The sequence below is a fragment of the Thalassobacter sp. genome (genome assembly GCF_982993085.1).
Map to the genome: position 1 here is coordinate 1 of NZ_CEZFMW010000067.1, position 18,714 is coordinate 18,714.

Sequence of the window (18,714 nt, forward strand, 5' to 3'; positions counted from 1 at the left end):
ACACCAACCTTTGATGATAAGTAGAAGAAAGGGATGACTTTTCCTTGGCTACACGGCTTGCTAGGGTGGCGCAACCGGCGCCGCGTTGAGGGGCCTTGCAATAATGCTCTCGCAGAGGGCGCTCAGAAGGTAGGCATCATGGCACTGTTGAACGCAAACGCACAAAAAGTTTTGGGCGTCGTGGTTTTGGCCGCAGGGCTTGGCTTGGTTGTCCTTTGGTTGCGGCCCGAAGCTGAGCTGGAGCTGTCCGAAACCATTGAGAAGGTCCCCGCGATTGCGGCGGCTGAACAACCACAAGTCGCACCTGAAGCGGCTGCTGTTGCCGAGGTTGAGGTGACGCCCGAGCAAGACGACGCTCCGATGGTGATAACCGAGGCAGAAGATGTAGCGGATGCAACGCCCGAGCCCGCCGCGGTTGTCCCAACAGATGATGAGGATTCTACGGTAGAACCAGTGGCGGTCTCTGAGGAGGATCCATCGAAAGAGGTCGAGGCAGACCCCATTGAAACTGCAAGTGAAAGCGCGCCATCTGAGCTGCAGGAAGAACCTGCCAAGCCAAGCCCGCCCGTTGTATCGACGATCAGGATTGACCCGATTGGCAATGCGCTTTTGGCCGGAAACGCAGTGCCCGGATCGGTGGTTCAGATCGTTTTAGGCGCTGAGGTTCTGGCCGAGGTGCGTGCCAATTCACAGGGCGACTTTGCTGCGTTGTTCGACCTTGCACCCAGTGAAACGGCGCGCAGCCTGCGCGTGCGTATTCAACTAGATGATGGGTCCGTTGTGGTCGCAGATGATACAATATTGGTTGCGGCTGTGAAGGCCGCAGAACCCCCGGTAGAAATGGCGACTGCAACACAGAGTGAGGCGCCACCAAAGCAGGTAGCCACGCTGGATGCAGCGCCTGAAAAAGATGAGCCGGCTGCCACTGAACTCGTGCAAACGGCGGAGGAAACTTCGATTAAAGCTCCGGTGGAGACAGCCTCAGCAACTGCCCAAGTCGCGCCAACGATCCTGCGCAGCCAAGGCGACACCGTCGAAATCGTACAGGGCGCGCCGGATTTGGTTGGCGACATTGGCATCGACACGATCACCTACGATGAGCTTGGAAACGTGGTGCTAAGCGGGCGCGGCAAGAATGAGCGCGTGGTGCAAGTCTACCTTGATGATGAGCCTGTTCGCACGGTTGATATCGGCGATGAGGGCACATGGCGCACGGAATTATCCGATGTTGAGGAAGGCGTTTACACCCTGCGGATCGATGCGTTGGATGCGGACGGAACAGTGGTTTCACGACTAGAGACACCGTTTGAGCGCGCGCCCGTGCAGGTGGCTGCAAGTGTTGCACAGCCCGGCGAGGTGTTCGTGACGGTGCAGCCCGGATTTACCTTGTGGGGGATCGCAAAGTCGCAATACGGCGATGGGCTGCGGTATGTGCAAGTGTTTGAAGCGAACCGCGCGCTGATCCGCGACCCCGACTTGATTTATCCCGGCCAAGTGTTCGAAGTGCCTGCGGCCCCTCGGGACAACTGAGCTATTGTGGTTTCGCTCTGGTGATGCCGGGCTTGGCCGTTTAAACTAATGTAACCTCATCAAAAGGTTTTTGCGTGCGCGCCCCTCAAGACCCCCAACCAGCATCTGAATTTTCGGCGTCCGGTTTGTCCGTCATTCGCCGGGTCGCCCCGTACCTATGGCCCGAGGATAAGCCGTGGGTGAAGCGGCGCGTGGTATTGGCCCTTTCGATGTTGGTTTTTGCCAAAGTCATCGCGGTTGGTACGCCGTTCTTGTACAAGGTCGCGGTTGACGCGCTCGCGGGTGAGGCGGTTGATGCCGCGTGGATGATGGCCCTTGGGGCCGTCGGACTGACCATTGCCTACGGAATGGCGCGCGCCATGACCGTCGGATTTCAGCAGTTGCGCGATGTTATCTTTGCTGCAGTCGGGCAGGGCGCCTTGCGCCAATTGGCCCTGCAAACGTTCACGCATATCCACCGGCTTTCGCTTCGCTACCATATCACGCGCAAAACCGGGGGGCTGAGCCGGATCATTGAACGTGGTGTCAAAGGCGTAGATTTCTTACTGCGGTTTTTGCTGTTCTCCATCGGTCCGCTGATGCTGGAGTTGTTGATGATCGCGGGCGTTTTGTTCGTATTGTTCGACGCTTGGTACCTTGTGATCGTGGTGGGAACGATTGCCATTTACGTTTGGTTTACATTTGCCGTGACCGAATGGCGGGTCAAAATCCGCAAAGTCATGAATGAGCAAGACACGGATGCGAACCAAAAGGCGATCGACAGTCTGCTAAACTTTGAAACGGTCAAGTATTTCGGGGCCGAGGCCCGAGAAGCCGCGCGCTACGACAGCGCAATGGAACGGTATGAGGCGGCTGCCCTAAAGACATCCTACTCGCTCGCGTTTTTGAACTTTGGCCAGTCGCTTATCATTACCTCCGGGCTGGTGGGCGTAATGGTTCTTGCGGCTGTTGGGGTGCAAAACGGGACACTGACGGTCGGCGATTTTGTGATGGTCAACGCCTACATGATCCAAATTACGATGCCGTTGAATTTTTTGGGCACCGTTTACCGCGAAATCCGGCAGGCATTGGTGGATATGGGGGAGATGTTTGGCCTTTTGGAACAACCGGCCGAGGTGCAGGATGCAGTTGGGGCACCTGATCTCAACGTGTCGGCGGGTGATGTCCGATTTGATGATATCCACTTTGGCTATGATGCGGCGCGTCCGATCCTCAAAGGAGTTTCGTTGCACGTGCGCCCCGGCCAAACAGTCGCGATTGTTGGCCCCTCTGGGTCGGGTAAATCTACGATGGGTCGTCTGCTGTTTCGGTTCTATGACGTGACAGGCGGGTCGGTGCAGATCGACCAGCAGGACGTTCGTGACGTGACGCAAGCCAGCGTTCACGCGCGCATCGGGATCGTTCCGCAGGATACGGTGCTGTTTAATGACACCCTGTATTACAATATTGCATATGGCCGCCCCGATGCGACAAGAGCGGAAGTTGTAGAAGCCGCCCGTGCCGCCAAGATAGACGGCTTTATTGAAAGCCTTCCGGATGGGTATGATACCCAAGTGGGAGAGCGTGGCTTAAAGTTGTCCGGTGGTGAGAAACAGCGCGTGGGCATTGCACGCACATTGCTCAAGGACCCGCCGATTTTGGTTTTGGATGAGGCGACTTCGGCTCTGGATACTGAAACGGAGCGCGAGATCCAGTCTGAGCTGCGCGAGATGAGCACTGGCCGCAGCGTGATAATGATTGCGCATCGCCTTTCGACCGTTGTGGATGCTGACATGATTGTTGTTTTGGAAGGTGGCATCATTGCTGAAAGTGGCACCTACAAAGAACTCATCGCACGGGATGGGCGTTTTGCGCAAATGTGGTCAAAGCAGCAATCCGAGGCGGAAACGGCTGCTTAGGGGCTGCTTTTGACAGTGGCTCAAAAGAACTCAATATCCTCAGGCGACGCGTGATTTTGTGCTGACGTCGGTTCAGCCCGCCCCTGAAGCCTGTGTTGCAAGCTGGTTAAATTGACCACATCAATCAAAATTGTAGCCTCGTTTTGCGGGATAGGTTTCACCTGTGAGGCATGGGTCATCAGTTGGGAAAGCTGTTCGAGTACCTGCGCGAGTTCATCAATCTGTTGAATGCCCGTGATCGTGGTTTCCTGAAGAGTATCGCCGTCCAAGGCGTCTTCAAGATGGGTTTCTACATCCTTTGCTGTTTCGGAAAGCCGAGACAATTCCTGCGCGATGATGGCTTGAAGCTCCGTCGGATCAGTTGCCAAAGGGTCCATCGTTTACAGCTTGCCGACGACGGCTTCGATGCAATCGCGCATCTCAACAGGGGTGAAGGGTTTTTTTAGAAAGTTGTTCATGCCCAACTGTTTGCCGGTACCGACGATTTGCGCATCGGCTTTGCCGGTAATGAGAATAAAACCTGTGCCGCGTGTCGTTGGGTCATGACGAATGTGTTGCAGCAACCGCAAGCCATCCATTTCGGGCATGTTGTAATCCGAAATCACAAGATGTGCCGGGCTTGCCTTGAGTTGATGCATCGCTGTGAGGCCATTGTCGGCATATTCTACGTTTGTGATGCCGAACGAGTCGAGCGCGTTTAGAATTAAGCCGCGGCTGGTTGCCATGTCGTCAACGACAAGAACTTTGAGTTGATCTCGGAGTGCCATTATGTGCCTCTCTATTATTCGATGCGCTGGTAGCTGGTCAGACCAGCGGAACGGAACGTCTTGTTGGTGTCGAGGTTGACGCGCTCACTGTGGCCGACGAAAAGCCAGCCTCTTGGTTTTAGCTGTTTGCCAAACTTCTCAAAAAGTCCCTGCTGGGTAGGCAGATCGAAGTAAATCGCCACGTTTCTGCAAAAAATTGCATCAAATCGGCCTGAGAAAGGCCAATCTCTAAGGAGGTTGAGTTTTCTAAAAGCAATGAGGTTTTTGACATCGGCATTGAAGCGGAAATCTTTAGGATCTTCGGCTGCTTCGATCAGATCACTAAAATATTCTATGCGTGCCTCTGGAAGGCTGTCTTTGGGATACACGCCTGCAAGCCCATGATGCAGTACATTTGGGTCAATGTCTGATGCGAGGACTTTGAAATCGCTGGTTGCGAGTTGGGGCGCGTGTTTCAGACAATAAACCGCGATGGTGAATGGCTCTTGTCCCGCAGAACAGCCTGCGGACCAAATGCGTATCGGATCGCCTTTTCGTGCAGCCTCCAACATCCCTGGAAGAACCTCTTTGCCAAATAAATCAAAATGATGAGCCTCACGAAAAAATTGGGTCACATTTGTGGTGAGAGCCGAAATCAGGTTGATACGTTCAGCTTCACCATCGCCGTCATTTTGCCGGAGCAAGGCGCAATAATCCTCGAAAGTTCCGAGCTTGAGTTGACGTAGTCGCTTTTGGAGGCGCGAATACACGAAAGCCTTTTTTGACGCCGGCAAAACTAGTCCTGCCTCATCATAGGCAAGTTTCGAGACAGCTTGAAAATCCGCTTCACTTAGTTCGGAACGTTGGGTGCGCATTTGGTTCAAGCGGCCGCTTGCCCCGTTTCAGGCAAAACACCCGCAAGATCGATAACCCGGATCATACGGTCTTCAACAATCGTGAGGCCGCTGATGAAGGAGCTGGCTTTACCGTTTGCAAGTTCCGGCGGCGGCTGGATGTCGGATTTTTGCAGGGTCAGAATGTCAGATACCGCATCAACTAAAACACCCAAGGTTTGAGTTTCGAGCTGCATCACTATGATGACATTGCGTGAGGTTGCCTCAATGGGATCCATCCCGAGGCGTGCACTGAGGTCGACGATGGGCAAAACGGCGCCCCTAAGGTTGATGACGCCGCGCACATACTCAGGAGCATGAGGCAGGGAGGTCGCGGGCGACCAGCCGCGAATTTCACGGACTTTCATGATATCAACGGAGTATTCTTGATCAGCTATGCGAAAGGCCAGAAGTTCAAGGTCGCTGTTTGAGTTATCTGTTGGGGCTTGGGTCATTTCTATCCTGCCATTGAGAGGGCGGCGGGTGTGTCCGGTGAACCGGCGCGCGCAATAAGATCTACGGGATCAAGGATGAGAGCGATTTTCCCGTCGCCAAGGATGGTCGCTGCCGCAACACCGGGGACATAGCCGTAGCTGTCCGCAAGGCCTTTGATCACGACCTGCCGTTGTTCGTGGATTGTATCTACAACCAACGCATAGGGTTCGCCGTCTTCGGCACTGATAAAAAGCACCACAGCATCGTCAGGAATGACGTTTGGCGCGCGGTATCCAAACTCGACCGCTAAATCCAAAAGTGGAACAAACTTGCCGCGGATGTGAACGACTTGTGTGCCTTGGTCTAAGGTTTGAACTTCCGCGTCCGCAAGGGTCAGCGTTTCTACAATAGAAGATAGAGGCACGACCATTGTTTGCTCAGATACTTCAATCACCATCCCGTCTAGGACCGCAAGAGTGAGCGGCAAGCTAATCGAGAATGTCGAGCCTTGTCCTGGGGTTGACTGGATAGATATCCGACCGCCGAGAGATTGAATTGCGCGTTTGACTACGTCCATACCAACGCCACGACCGGAGAGGTTGGAAATCTCTGTGGCTGTAGAAAAGCCAGGCATAAACAAAAGGTTGTCGATCTCCGCGTCGTTTAGAACGGCATCTGTTGGGACAAGCCCTTTGCTTTGCGCGATAGACAGCACGCGCTCGCGGTTGATGCCCGCACCATTGTCTTGGATTTCGATGACGACACGACCTGAGCGATGTGTGGCGCGCAGGTGAATTGTCCCTTCGGGGTCTTTGCCAGATTGCTCTCGCTTTTCGGGCATTTCCAAGCCGTGATCGACCGCGTTGCGGATCATATGGGTGAGCGGGTCCGCAAGGCGTTCGATAACCGTTTTGTCGATCTCTGTCGCTTCGCCTTCTAGAACCAATCGGACTTTTTTGTGCGTGTCATGAGCCGCTTCGCGCACGATCCGTGACATTCTTTGGAACAAAGGTTTTACGGGCTGGGCGCGGATGGCCATGACCGAGTCCTGGATATCGCGTGTCAGCTGTTGGAACTCATCCAGACCGGTTGAGATTGTCGGATTCGATGTCAGGTTTTGCGCAGATAGGCTCTGCGAAAGCATGGCTTGGTTGATGACCAACTCGCCCACAAGGTTAACTAACCGGTCGATACGCTCTAAATCCACTCGTACTGTAGCGGCGACGGGGGCGGATTTGGTTGGTGTTGACGCTGGCAGTTTGGGGGCTGCGGGCGAGATACTCTCTGCTGTAGGTTGCTCCGGCAGGCCCGTATCTGCTGCGGGAGCTGGTAAATCAGGCAAGTCGGGCAAGTCGGGTAGGTCAGGCAGCACAGGGAGTGTCGATGCGTCGATCACTTCGCCTGCAGCGGGTCCTGACTCCTTCTTGGTGATGACCAGAGTACAGAGCCCTTGGGCGAACTCAAAAACCTCTTCGATGGCGGCTTGCGTTGTGTCAGCTTCGAGGGTGAGATCCCAGTGAAGGATAGTTTGGCTTGGGTCGAGGGCCTTGAGCGAGGGCAGGTCTGACGTGTCGCAGGACGCGGTGACCGTGCCCATTTCGGTGAGGGCTCGCATTAGAAAAAGCGCTTCGTTACCGCTTTGATTTAGGCCCTTTTCGGTGGTGAACCGGATGGCCCAAATCGGCGTTTTATCGGTTATCTCATCCGTGCTCTGGTCAATGTCTAAGTCCATTTGACTGTCGGTCGTAGGCAAATCGAGCGACAGGGTCATCGGGGCAAAGTCTAAATCTTGATCCGAAGCGGCGTCGGTCGTTTCGGTATCGCCCCCTGCGGGCATTAGGGTCTCTAATTCAGCAATGACGACAGTGTTTTTAGCCTCATCCACGGGCGTTTCATCCCGGGCCGCAGCGACAAGGTCGGATAGAGAGTCGGCAGATTTCAGGAACAGCAGGACCGCATCGGCGTCAATCGCAAGGCGGTCTGAGCGCACCTCATCCAGAACCGTTTCAAAGCGGTGGGCAAAGTGGACCAGATCATCCAGCCCGAAGGCACCTGCACCGCCTTTGATCGAATGGACTGCACGGAACACTGCATTCACGGTTTCGGGATCGGTATCACCGCCCTGAACCTGCAATAGCCCTTCCTCAAGGCTTTCGAGAAGTTCGCTACACTCAACAAAGAATGACGCTTTGATTTCTGCCATTGGGTCCATGGATTAGCCCCCCGTGACCATGCGTAGGGCGCCAACCAACTTGGCTGGGTCAAACGGCTTTACGATCCAACCTGTGGCACCGGCCTGGCGGGCGCGCAGCTTCATCTCTTGCGCGCTTTCGGTTGTGAGCACGAGGATGGGAATCCCTTGATAGGCGTCTTGTTTGCGGACCTCTTGGATGAATTCGAAACCGTCCATCCGTGGCATATTGATGTCGGTGATGATCGCGTCGGGGGCCATTTGGGATAAAACCTCAAGCCCATGCAGGCCATCCTCGGCCACCTGAGAGGTGATGCCTGCTTGGGTCAACGCAAGCGAGACCATATTTCTGATTGTGCGGCTGTCATCTACGGCAAGAACGTTCATGTCGCCGCCCCTTCGGTTTGGATTGCAGAAAGGTCCGTGCCAAAGCTGATCAGGCAATTGAGGAACTCGGCGGAGGGTGCGTCAATCGTCAGGGCCCGACTGTCTGCTGCTAAATGGGGCTTGGCCGCCAAGAGCACCTGTAGCCCCGGCGTGGTCAGGATATTGACGCTGGACGCATCAATCGTGACATCGCTTGAGCCAGATAAAAGGCGGTCACGCAGGTCTATGCTTGCGGACAGATCAAAACGGGCGGGAAGAGAAATGACGGTGGCCATGATCACACCGCATTGCACAGGAATTGGGTCATAGGCAGGTTCAAAGCGCGTCCCTTTCAATCTCGATCTGGCACCGAGATAGACTGAAGTGTGCTAAGAAACGGTTACCTGCGCTTCAGTTTTTCGGGGCAAAACAGCCAATCGTCCGGCGCAGCCAATTAATGCAGCATAATCATCGTGCAAAACACTCAGGCCGAATTGGGCCATGAACTCAGTGAACCGTCCTTTGTCCGCAAAAGCCTGGGCACCATAGCGCGCCATATAGGGGGCAATTGCGCGGGCAACGCCGCCCACAAGATAGACGCCACCTAGGGGAAGATGGATCAAGCTCAGATCGCCGGAGGCACGGCCCAAGATACGTGCAAAAAGCTGCAAGGCGCGCTCTGTCGCGGGATCGGTGTCGGCTGTGGCCACGATCTCAGCCGCGGTGCGGGCAGGGGCGTCTGGTATCGTTTGGCGAACAAAGTCATACACCCGTTCCAACCCGCGCCCAGACAACACGTCTTCGAGCGCGGCAAACCCATTCTTGGCCCCTACGAATTGAGCAAGCTCCCACTCCTCTGCCGTGCCCACAGGCAGGCCGATGTGACCCGCCTCAGAGGCTGGCACAACGCGTAAATCACCCCCGGCGGAATGCGCAACCGCGGCGTTGAAACCGGTCCCGACACCCAAAACCAGCTGCGGTGCACCAGGGGTGCCAGCAGGGCCAAAGAGCTGTTCTATATGGGATTTATCCAAGTGCGGCAGGGCATACGCTTGGGCTTGAAGATCATTGATGATGGCGGCTTGAGGCGCCCCCGTCACGGCACGCATTTGCGCTGTATCGAGCTGCCATTGCAGGTTGGTCATCTGGCCAACAGCCTCTGCGCCTTGTTGCGTGACGGGACCGGCAAGCGCGATACAGGCGCCGTCTAGTGGGGGCGTGCCGTGCTGCGCCACAAAGGCGGCCAGCACCTCGGCGAGTGAGCCAAATTCAACGTTGCGAAACCTCGTGATGGTAGAGGCGCGCAGTTGCACTCCATCGCTCAGCGCGGCACGCGTGTTTGTGCCGCCAATATCGGCGACCAAGAGGCGTGGCGCGGTCATACGCCGTGGGTTGACGTCATTTGCGCCACCGTGTGGCGTGGGGCGGGCCCGGTTGATTGTCCCATGTGTAGTGTGACGTCCCAGACCTCTTGAACGTGGGGGGCTGTGGGCGATGCGATACGATCCAGTAGCAGTTCGGCACAGCGCCGTCCGGCCGCCCGGACCGAAGACCGCGTGCCGGTGAACAACGGTGTCTGCCCCCCGTTACCGATGTAGGACAGATCATCATCATGACATACAACGGAAACGTCAGCCCCCAGCCTAAGCCCAAGTTCCGCAAGCGCACGATGCACGCCAAGCGCCATCACCACTGATGAGACCAAAAACGCAGTCGGCGGGTTTGCGCCAGACAAAAGCCGCATTGCGCCATCATAGCCCGCATGTTCGGTCATTTCATTGTTGGTGATCAAATCAGGGGCCGCGGCAACACCACGTGCGGCAAGTGTTTCGCAATAGGCGCGCTCACGCTGGTCGGCGTAATCGACACCTTTGGTCCCGTTCAGCAAGCCAATCCGTTCATGCCCAAGATCCAACAGCATGTGGGTCGCCGTCGTAAATGCGGCGTAATTGTTGATGTCGATATAAGAATACTCAATCGCCTGCGGCTCTGCCCGGCCATGCACGACGAACGGCAAGCCAAGATCGTGAAGCACCTTGATCCGGGTGTCTTGGGGGACGGGGGCGTGGACGATGACGCCGTCTACCGTGCCTTTGCCCGCTAAGTCCCGATAGGTCTGCAACTCATCTGTGTCGCTGACGACAGACACAAGCATATCGTAGCCGGCTGCCGCATAAACTTCGCTGGCACCCGCCACAAAATCCGCGAAAACCGGGTTTACCATTTCGTGGTTGCCGGACAGGGGGATGACGTGCCCGATGGCCATTGACCGCCCCGTGGCCAATGACGTCGCCCGGCGCGATGGTTTGTAATTATACGCCAAGGCTGCTTGATGTACACGGTCGCGAGTGGCTGCCTTTACCTCTGGATAACCGCCCAAAGCACGAGACACGGTCGTTTGCGACAGTCCAAGTTTTTGCGACAATTGTTTGAGGTTCACGACTACGGCTTTCGGACTGTAAACTGCGCACCGACGGTAGGCTGTCCCATTGGTCTTGTCAAAGAACGCCAAGGTCGGAGCCACTGCAAAAGCTGTATCCAGCGCGATCTGATCCGGTGAACAACGTGTGTGACCATCGCTACGGCTTGGATGGGCTGGCCTATGATCAAAGATCACTTTGTTTCGAATAATGCTTGCCAAAGCGCTTTCAAATACGCAACCCTACAAGCCAAGACATTAAAAACAGACGTTTCGTTGCACCTGCCTTGTTTAGAGGCAAAGGGGCAACTTGGGAGGATTAAAAATGAAGAAAGCACTGTTGTGCTGCGTTGCGTCCTGCGCACTATGGCCTGCTATCGCAAACGCCGACGGACACTTGCCCTTTGCGCCGGGAGAGGGCGCGTTTTCATGGGATAGCTACACCGCCTTCGCCGAGGCCACCGACCTGACGGGCCAAGTGCTCACGATTTCGGGGCCGTGGACTGGGGCCGAGAAAGATAAATTCGAAGTGGTCCTTGCCTATTTTGAGGCCGCCACGGGCGCGCAAGTGCAATATTCAGGTTCTGACAGCTTTGAACAGGATATCGTGATTTCGGCGCGCTCGGGCTCTGCGCCGAATTTGGCGGTATTTCCCCAGCCGGGACTTGCTGCGGATTTGGCCAGCCAAGGGCTGATTGCGCCGTTACCGCAAGAGACAGCGGATTGGGTCGCGCAGAACTATGCAGCGGGTCAGTCATGGGTCGATTTGGCGACGTATCCCGGCGCGGATGGGGCGCAGGGGTTCTACGGCATGTTCTACCGTGTCGATTTGAAATCTCTGGTCTGGTACTCACCCGATGCCTTCGATGAGGCGGGCTATGATCTGCCCGAAACTATGGAGGACCTTTTGGCTCTGACGGATCAGATTGCAGCAGATGGTGGCACACCGTGGTGCATCGGGCTGGGGTCAGGGGCAGCCACCGGTTGGCCCGCGACAGATTGGGTCGAAGACATCATGCTGCGGATCAACGCGCCAGAGGATTACGACGCTTGGGTGCGCAATGAGATTGGTTTTGATGATCCCAAAGTGATCGAAGCGATCGAGAAATTCGGTGTGTTTGCGCGCAACGACGCCTTTGTGAACGGCGGTGTCAGTGCGGTGGCCAATACCGATTTCCGCGATAGCCCGTCCGGTTTGTTCGCAATCCCACCGCAGTGCTACATGCATCGTCAGGCGTCGTTTATTCCGGCGTTCTTCCCGGATGGGACCACGATGGGCCAAGACGTGGATTTCTTCTACTTTCCCGCCTTTGCGGACAAAGACCTTGGCAAGCCCGTGCTGGGCGCGGGGACGTTGTTTTCCGTGACGGACCCGTCGGAGGCGGCGACGGCGATGCTCGATTTCCTGAAACTGCCTGTCGCCCATGAAACATGGATGGCGCAGGGTGGGTTTTTGACGGCGCACGCTGGCGTGAACCCGATGACCTATATTGATGACAGCAGCCGCGCCCAAGGTGAGATCTTGCGCAATGCGACCACCTTCCGCTTTGATGCATCGGACCTGATGCCGGGTGAGATTGGCGCAGGCGCGTTTTGGACCGGCATGGTCGACTATGTCACCGGCACGGACGCCAAAACCGTGGCCGAGGGCATCCAAGCCCGCTGGGATGATCTAAAGTGATCGTCTTCGACATCGGATACACCAAGGCGCGTGTTCTGCGCGCCTTGGGCCACATTGCTTAGCCGTCAAAGGGGCATTGATGTCACCGCTCATTCAAGGCGCGCTTACGATATTCGTCGGTGTTGGCGGCTGTGTGGCCTACTTCTGGGCCTCCAATGTGGTGCTGGACAAGGTCCTCTTTCCTGCACGTGGCCCAAACGCAGGGCGCAATATCAACCGCGCCAACCTGATCCGGCCTTGGCTGTTTTTGCTGCCTGCGCTGTTGGCGCTTGGGCTGTACCTTGTGTACCCGGTGTTCGGATCGTTCAGCCGATCACTTTATAATCGCACAGGGGCTGAGTTCATCGGGTTCGGTAACTACCGCATCATGTTGGGCGATCCAGAGTTCCGCACCGCCCTAACCAACAACTTGCTATGGGTGCTGATCGTACCTGCGGCATCGACATTCTTTGGGTTGTTGATCGCGCAGCTGACGGACCGTTTGCGCTGGGGCACGGTAGCCAAATCGATCATCTTTATGCCCATGGCGATTTCCTTTGTCGGGGCTGCGCTGATTTGGAAGTTTGTCTATGCCAACAACCCCGACATCGGCCTGATCAATGCAGTCTTGGTGGTTTTTGGGGCAGAGGCCAGCATCGACGTGCTGCAAATTCCGTTCTGGAATAACCTCTTTTTGATGGTGATCCTGATCTGGATTCAAACCGGCTTTGCCATGGTGATCCTGTCGGCGGCTTTGCGCGGTGTGCCAGAGGAAACCATCGAAGCCGCGATCCTAGATGGGGCAGGGCCGGCACGAGTTTTCTTCTCGATCAAGGTGCCGCAGATCATGCCCACAATCGTTGTGGTCTGGACGACGATCACGATCCTCGTGCTTAAGGTTTTTGATATCGTCTACACCATGACTGGTGGGAATTTCGGCACGCAAATTCTGCCGTCCTACATGATGTCTTATATGTTCCGCGACGATGGGCGCGCCACGGCCGTGGCCTTTGTGATCATGCTGATTGTTCTGCCCGTGATGGTCTGGAACATCCGCCAAGCCCGCAAGGAGATGTGAGATGACAGGCATCGCGGGACAAAAATCCGCCCTTTCATGGGTGGTCAACATCACGGTGCTGGCGCTGGTGGTGTTGTGGTTGATCCCGACCATTGGACTGCTGGTGTCGTCCTTCCGAGACCGCGATGCGATTTCGGCCAGTGCGTGGTGGACGGCACCTTTGTCGGTCGAGCAAAATTTCCGCGTCCGCGCGCCTGCGGCGGAAACACTCATCATCGATGGCGGGTTTGAAGCCGCGATCGGAGGCTATGAGATCACGGGCAATATCGCGGATTTGATTGCGGCTGAAACAGGGCAAACCGGGCCCGTCACGATCACTGCATTTGGGGCCACGGCGCGCGCGCCGGTCGTGGCGCAACCGGGTGACGTTCTGAACCTCAGCCGCGACAGAACGTTGTCAATCACCGCAGACGGAGACTACCGCTTCTTTGCTCCTGCGGAGATCACGCGCGACCCGTCGCTCTATTTCGCGATGGAGATCCCACCGTCGTTTGATTTGGATAACTACCGCGAAATCCTCCGCTCGGACGGGATGGATATCGCGTTTATCAATACGTTGACGGTCACGATCCCGGCCACGGTGATCCCGATCCTGATTGCGGCCTTTGCGGCCTACGCGCTGGCGTGGATGGATTTTCGCGGACGCGGAGTGTTGATCGCGGTCGTGGTGGGTTTGCTGGTCGTGCCACTTCAATTGGCTTTGGTCCCGATGCTGTCATTCCACAACACGATTGGGATCGGCCAAAGCTTTCTTGGTATTTGGCTCGCGCATACGGGCTTTGGCCTGCCGCTCGCGATTTATCTGCTGCGCAACTACATGGTCGGCCTGCCGCGTGACATCATCGAAAGTGCACGGGTGGATGGCGCCACTGATTTTCAGGTGTTCACCAAGATCATCCTACCGCTCAGCTTTCCTGCACTCGCGTCATTCGCGATTTTTCAGTTCCTTTGGGTGTGGAACGATCTGCTGGTGGCCAAGGTATTTTTGCCCGCAAGTTCCGAAAGCTGGGTAATGACCGTTAAAATTGCCGACGATTTGCTCGGCTCACGCGGTGGGGATTGGGGCATTCTGGCTGCGGCCGCGTTCACATCCATCGCCGTGCCGCTTTTGGTGTTTTTCACTCTGCAACGCTACCTAGTCCGCGGGCTTCTCGCGGGTTCGGTCAAGTAAAGGTCCGTACTTATGCCTACCAACACTGCCGCCACATCTGGCCTCGATCCTGCGCTTGATTGGTGGCGCGGCGGGGTGATTTACCAAATCTATCCTCGCTCGTTCCAAGACAGCAACGGCGACGGCATCGGTGATCTTCCAGGCATCACCCAACGTCTGCCCTACATCGCGTCGCTTGGGGTGGATGCCATCTGGATATCACCGTTCTTTACCTCTCCCATGAAGGATTTTGGCTACGATGTGAGCGATTACTGCGATGTCGATCCGATGTTTGGCACGCTGGCTGATTTTGACACTTTGGTGGACCGCGCCCATAGCCTAGGACTGCGGGTGATGATTGATCTGGTCCTTTCGCACACCTCGGACCAGCATCCTTGGTTTGTCGAAAGCCGCCAATGCCGGGACAACTCGCGCGCGGATTGGTACGTGTGGGCCGACCCCAAGCCCGACGGTGGACCGCCCAACAACTGGCTGTCGATTTTTGGCGGACCTGCGTGGCAGTGGGATGCACGGCGGTTGCAATACTATTTGCATAACTTCCTAACCTCTCAGCCCGATCTTAACTTTCACACGCCTGCCGTACAGGATGCGGTGTTGGATGCGACCCGGTTCTGGCTAGAGCGTGGCGTAGATGGCTTTCGCCTTGATACGATCAATTTTTACTTCGCGGACAAGGGGCTTCGCGACAATCCGGCCCTGCCGCCCGAGGCGCGCAACGCAACGATTGCGCCAGCCGTGAACCCCTACAACCACCAAGAGCATCTCTTTTCCAAGAACCAGCCCGAGAACCTTTTGTTCCTCAAACGCTTTCGCGCCTTGCTGGAGGAATATCCCGGTACCGCAGCCGTAGGCGAGGTGGGCGATGCCCAGCGCGGGCTAGAGTTGTTGGGCGAATACACCAAGAACGGGGCGGGCGTGCAGATGTGCTACGCCTTTGAGTTCCTCGCCAAAGCCCCCCTCACGGCGGAGCGTGTGGCCGAAGTGTTCACGCGGTTTGATGTCGTGGCAAGCGACGGCTGGGCCTGTTGGGCGTTTTCCAACCACGACGTAGTCCGTCACGCCACCCGGTGGGATCTATCGCCAGCCGCCCAAAGGCTCTTTGCGACGCTGCTGATGTCTTTGCGTGGTTCGGTCTGCCTTTATCAGGGGGAGGAATTGGGCCTCGGTGAGGCAGACGTACCGTTTGAGGCGCTGCAAGATCCTTATGGCATTGAATTCTGGCCAGAGTTCAAAGGGCGTGATGGCTGTCGCACACCGATGGTGTGGGACCAGAACAAGCAAAACGCAGGCTTTTCCAACGGCACACCGTGGCTGCCGGTGGCCGAAGCGCACGTGGCGCAGGCGGTGGCGTTGCAAGAGGATGATCCAAACGCATTGTTGCACCATTACCGGCAGATGATTGCGCTTCGCCGTGTTCACCGTGCTCTGCACGACGGGGCACAAACTGGCATGCGTGCGCAGGGCAATGTCCTGACGTTCCAGCGCGCAGATACCCATGAGACGCTGTTTTGCGCGTTCAACATTGGCAGCAGCCCAGCGCAAATCGAGATGCCTTCGGGCGCGTGGCATTCCATTGTGGGTGAGGCGCCGGGCGCAAACGGTGAACTGGCGCCGTGGTCCTACGCGATCCTCCAAAAAACGAATACGTAAAAGGGGTATAGACACCGATGGCCGAGCTGAAACTCACGAATGTCGCCAAGTCCTACGGGGCCGGCGTCGAAGTTCTCCGGGACGTGAACCTAGAGATCAAGCAAGGCGAACTGGTGGTCTTCGTCGGCCCCTCTGGCTGTGGCAAGTCCACGCTTTTGCGGATGATCGCAGGCCTTGAACAGATCACCAGCGGCACGCTTGAGATTGACGGTCAAATGGTGAATGACCTGCCGCCAAGCGAGCGGGGCATCGCCATGGTGTTCCAATCCTATGCGCTATATCCGCATATGACGGTGCGCGATAACATGGCCTTCGCGCTTAAAATCGCCCGCAAATCCCGGACTGAGATTGATGCAGCCGTCACATCGGCCGCGGACAAATTGCAACTCACCCCATACCTTGATCGGCTTCCCAAGGCATTGTCAGGGGGACAGCGGCAGCGCGTAGCCATCGGGCGCGCCATTGTGCGTGATCCCAAGGTGTATCTCTTTGATGAGCCGCTCTCAAACCTTGATGCCTCCCTGCGCGTCGCCACGCGGATTGAGATCGCGCAACTCAAAGAAGCGATGCCCAATAGCACGATGGTCTATGTCACTCACGATCAAGTCGAGGCCATGACACTGGCCACGCGCATCGTCGTTCTTGCGGACAAGGGCATCGCACAGGTTGGTGCGCCGCTAGAGCTATACAGCCGGCCAAACTCCGAATTCGTGGCTAAGTTCATAGGCTCACCTGCTATGAACCTGTTGCCGGGTGAAATTATCGAAACCGGCAAAACAACCCGCCTCAAGCTCAGGGATGGCGGGGGCACAATCACATCGGACTATCCTTCAAACCCCGATCATTTGGGCGCACAGGTCAACGTCGGCATCCGTCCCGAAGATATGCAACGCGTCACCACGCCGGATTATGTCTGCGGCGCCACCGTCACGATTGTTGAAGCACTGGGAGAGGTGACGCAACTCTATCTGACCGCGCCCAGCGCTGGTGTGGACGCCAACCCAATCATCGCCAAATTGCCGGGCATTCACACCGATCTGCGCGGCGCCAAACTCACTCTGTCCGCTCCACCGGACAAGGTGCATGTCTTTCTAGGCGGCCGGGCGCTCAACGCGACCTAACTCCTTCGTTCCCAAAATACGCCCGCGCGGAGCGCACCGCGGACCCCGCAGGGTCCGCAATTTCATCGTGTCGTCCGTTAGGACGTCATTTTCAATCGATCCGGGTCCACCAATGGCGTAGTAACCAATCGCGCGGGGCGCATCTCACCCAAGATTTCGATTTCGACCTCTAGGCCCTCGATGGCGCGGGCACGGGGCACAAACCCCTGCGCGACGGAGCACTGTGCGTAGTGCGAATACCCGCCTGAGGTGCAGAACCCGACAACCTCTCCGTCCAGCCAGATTGGTTCATACCCCTGCACATCCGCATCAACTGCTTCAACGACAAACGCGGCCAGAACGCTCCCGGGCGGCTGCGTGCGCTCTGCCTCAGCAGCAGCACGTCCGATGAAGTCACCCTTGGACCACTGGATAAACCGCTCCAATCCCGTTTGAGCACAGGTATAATCGGGTGAAAACTCACTCAGCCATGCGCCAAAGAACCGATCCAGCCGCAGAGACATCATCGCGCGCATCCCAAAGGGACGCATTCCGTATTCCTCGCCGGCGGCACTTAGGACTTGATACAGATGCCGGGCTTCATGGGCGTCGCAGTAAATCTCATATCCTAGATCACCGGTGTAGCTAACGCGTTGCACGACACACTGCGCCATGCCGATTAGGATCTGGCGCACATCAAGGAACTTGAACGCTGGGTGTGAGACATTGGCGCGCGTGACCTTAGCCAGTACATCCCGCGCGCGCGGACCTGCAATGGTAAATCCGGTGCGCGTGTTGCTGATGTTCTCGACCCGCACACCCTCCTGGCTGTGACGCTCGAACCAACGGGTGTGTACGGCCTGCGCGCCGTAGCTGGCGGTCAGGATGAATTCAGCCTCGCTGATGCAGGACACTGTGAAATCACCCTCAATCCGGCCCGCAGCATTTAGCATCGGCGTCAGGCTCAAACGTCCGGGTTTGGGGATGCGACCGGCCATCACATGATCCAGCCAAGCGCGGGCGTCTGGCCCAGTCACGCGGTATTTGCCAAAGTTCTGCAACTCATTGATGCCGACGGCGCCACGCACGGCTGCAACTTCGGCTGCGGTGGCGGCAAACGCGTTGGACCGGCGGAACGATGGGGTTTCAAACCGGGGCTCGCCCGGTAGCGCGAAATAGTTGACGACCTCTAGCCCATATTGCTGGCCAAAGACCGCGCCCTGCGCTTCCCAAATGTCGTGCATGGGTGATGTCACCCATGGCCGCGCCGCAGGCAGTTCCTCATTGGGGTAACTGACCGAAAAACGGGTCTGATAGTTTTCAATCACTTTGGTCAAGGTATAGCCCGGGGTGGCCCAACTGCCAAAACGGGCCACATCCATGGCTGTGACGTCGCGTTCCGCTTGGCCTTCGACCATCCATTGCGCCAGCGTCAGGCCCACTCCGCCACCTTGGCTAAAGCCTGCCATCACGCCGCAAGCCGACCAATAGTTTCGCAGGCCCGGCACGGGGCCGACCAAGGGGTTGCCGTCGGGGGCAAAGGTGAACGGCCCGTGGATCACGGATTTGACGCCTGC

General features: G+C 56.8%; 17 protein-coding genes. 7 read left to right on the forward strand and 10 right to left on the reverse strand.

Features of this window, described 5'->3' with window-relative positions:
• Nucleotides 1–138 precede the first annotated feature (138 nt).
• Both AC4GMC_RS11335 and AC4GMC_RS11340 read left to right on the forward strand, forming a co-directional pair.
• A complete protein-coding gene (locus AC4GMC_RS11335; protein WP_487876194.1) occupies nt 139–1,530 on the forward strand; it encodes a LysM peptidoglycan-binding domain-containing protein in 1,392 nt (463 codons plus the stop codon).
• A gap of 125 nt (nt 1,531–1,655) precedes the next feature.
• Nucleotides 1,656–3,428, forward strand: a complete 1,773-nt coding sequence (locus tag AC4GMC_RS11340) for an ABCB family ABC transporter ATP-binding protein/permease (protein ID WP_487876193.1) — start codon at nt 1,656–1,658, stop codon at nt 3,426–3,428.
• Between the two features lie 20 nt (nt 3,429–3,448).
• Here AC4GMC_RS11340 and AC4GMC_RS11345 read toward each other — a convergent pair whose 3' ends face one another.
• The 9 genes from AC4GMC_RS11345 to AC4GMC_RS11385 form a co-directional block, all read right to left on the reverse strand.
• On the reverse strand, nt 3,449–3,805 hold the full coding sequence (locus AC4GMC_RS11345) for a DUF8776 family protein (RefSeq protein WP_487876192.1): 357 nt from the start codon (nt 3,803–3,805) through the stop codon (nt 3,449–3,451).
• 3 nt (nt 3,806–3,808) lie between these two features.
• Nucleotides 3,809–4,195 carry a response regulator gene (locus AC4GMC_RS11350; RefSeq protein WP_487876191.1) on the reverse strand — a complete coding sequence of 129 codons (387 nt, stop codon included), beginning with the start codon at nt 4,193–4,195 and terminating at the stop codon, nt 3,809–3,811.
• A 14-nt stretch (nt 4,196–4,209) separates the two neighbouring features.
• A complete protein-coding gene (locus AC4GMC_RS11355) occupies nt 4,210–5,049 on the reverse strand; it encodes a CheR family methyltransferase (RefSeq protein WP_487876197.1) in 840 nt (279 codons plus the stop codon).
• A gap of 5 nt (nt 5,050–5,054) precedes the next feature.
• Nucleotides 5,055–5,522, reverse strand: a complete 468-nt coding sequence (locus AC4GMC_RS11360; protein WP_487876190.1) for a chemotaxis protein CheW — start codon at nt 5,520–5,522, stop codon at nt 5,055–5,057.
• 2 nt (nt 5,523–5,524) lie between these two features.
• Nucleotides 5,525–7,714, reverse strand: coding sequence for a chemotaxis protein CheA (locus AC4GMC_RS11365; protein ID WP_487876189.1), 2,190 nt, complete (start codon nt 7,712–7,714; stop codon nt 5,525–5,527).
• Nucleotides 7,715–7,717: 3 nt separating this feature from the next.
• Nucleotides 7,718–8,080 carry a response regulator gene (locus tag AC4GMC_RS11370; RefSeq protein WP_487876188.1) on the reverse strand — a complete coding sequence of 121 codons (363 nt, stop codon included), beginning with the start codon at nt 8,078–8,080 and terminating at the stop codon, nt 7,718–7,720.
• Entirely contained in the window at nt 8,077–8,355 is a 279-nt protein-coding gene (locus AC4GMC_RS11375; RefSeq protein ID WP_487876187.1) for an STAS domain-containing protein, read from the reverse strand. The genes AC4GMC_RS11370 and AC4GMC_RS11375 overlap by 4 nt, the downstream gene beginning before the upstream one ends.
• 93 nt (nt 8,356–8,448) lie before the next feature.
• On the reverse strand, nt 8,449–9,441 hold the full coding sequence (locus AC4GMC_RS11380; RefSeq protein WP_487876186.1) for a glucokinase: 993 nt from the start codon (nt 9,439–9,441) through the stop codon (nt 8,449–8,451).
• The gene (locus AC4GMC_RS11385) at nt 9,438–10,700 is read right to left on the reverse strand and encodes a substrate-binding domain-containing protein (RefSeq protein ID WP_487876185.1); all 1,263 of its coding nucleotides are present in this window, start codon (nt 10,698–10,700) and stop codon (nt 9,438–9,440) included. The genes AC4GMC_RS11380 and AC4GMC_RS11385 overlap by 4 nt, the downstream gene beginning before the upstream one ends.
• A 103-nt stretch (nt 10,701–10,803) precedes the next feature.
• Here AC4GMC_RS11385 and AC4GMC_RS11390 point away from each other — a divergent pair, with 103 nt between their 5' ends.
• From AC4GMC_RS11390 to AC4GMC_RS11410, 5 genes are all read left to right on the forward strand, one after another.
• Nucleotides 10,804–12,159, forward strand: coding sequence for an ABC transporter substrate-binding protein (locus tag AC4GMC_RS11390; RefSeq protein ID WP_487876184.1), 1,356 nt, complete (start codon nt 10,804–10,806; stop codon nt 12,157–12,159).
• A 79-nt stretch (nt 12,160–12,238) separates the two neighbouring features.
• Entirely contained in the window at nt 12,239–13,216 is a 978-nt protein-coding gene (locus AC4GMC_RS11395) for a carbohydrate ABC transporter permease (protein WP_487876183.1), read from the forward strand.
• A 1-nt stretch (nt 13,217) separates the two neighbouring features.
• The gene (locus AC4GMC_RS11400) at nt 13,218–14,387 is read left to right on the forward strand and encodes a carbohydrate ABC transporter permease (protein WP_487876182.1); all 1,170 of its coding nucleotides are present in this window, start codon (nt 13,218–13,220) and stop codon (nt 14,385–14,387) included.
• Nucleotides 14,388–14,399: 12 nt separating this feature from the next.
• On the forward strand, nt 14,400–16,037 hold the full coding sequence (locus AC4GMC_RS11405; RefSeq protein WP_487876181.1) for an alpha-amylase family glycosyl hydrolase: 1,638 nt from the start codon (nt 14,400–14,402) through the stop codon (nt 16,035–16,037).
• A 17-nt stretch (nt 16,038–16,054) separates the two neighbouring features.
• Nucleotides 16,055–17,158, forward strand: a complete 1,104-nt coding sequence (locus AC4GMC_RS11410) for an ABC transporter ATP-binding protein (RefSeq protein ID WP_487876180.1) — start codon at nt 16,055–16,057, stop codon at nt 17,156–17,158.
• Nucleotides 17,159–17,235: 77 nt separating this feature from the next.
• Here AC4GMC_RS11410 and AC4GMC_RS11415 read toward each other — a convergent pair.
• Nucleotides 17,236–18,714 (reverse strand): glycine cleavage T C-terminal barrel domain-containing protein (locus AC4GMC_RS11415; protein WP_488089429.1); only part of this gene is annotated, 1,479 nt, incomplete at its 5' end.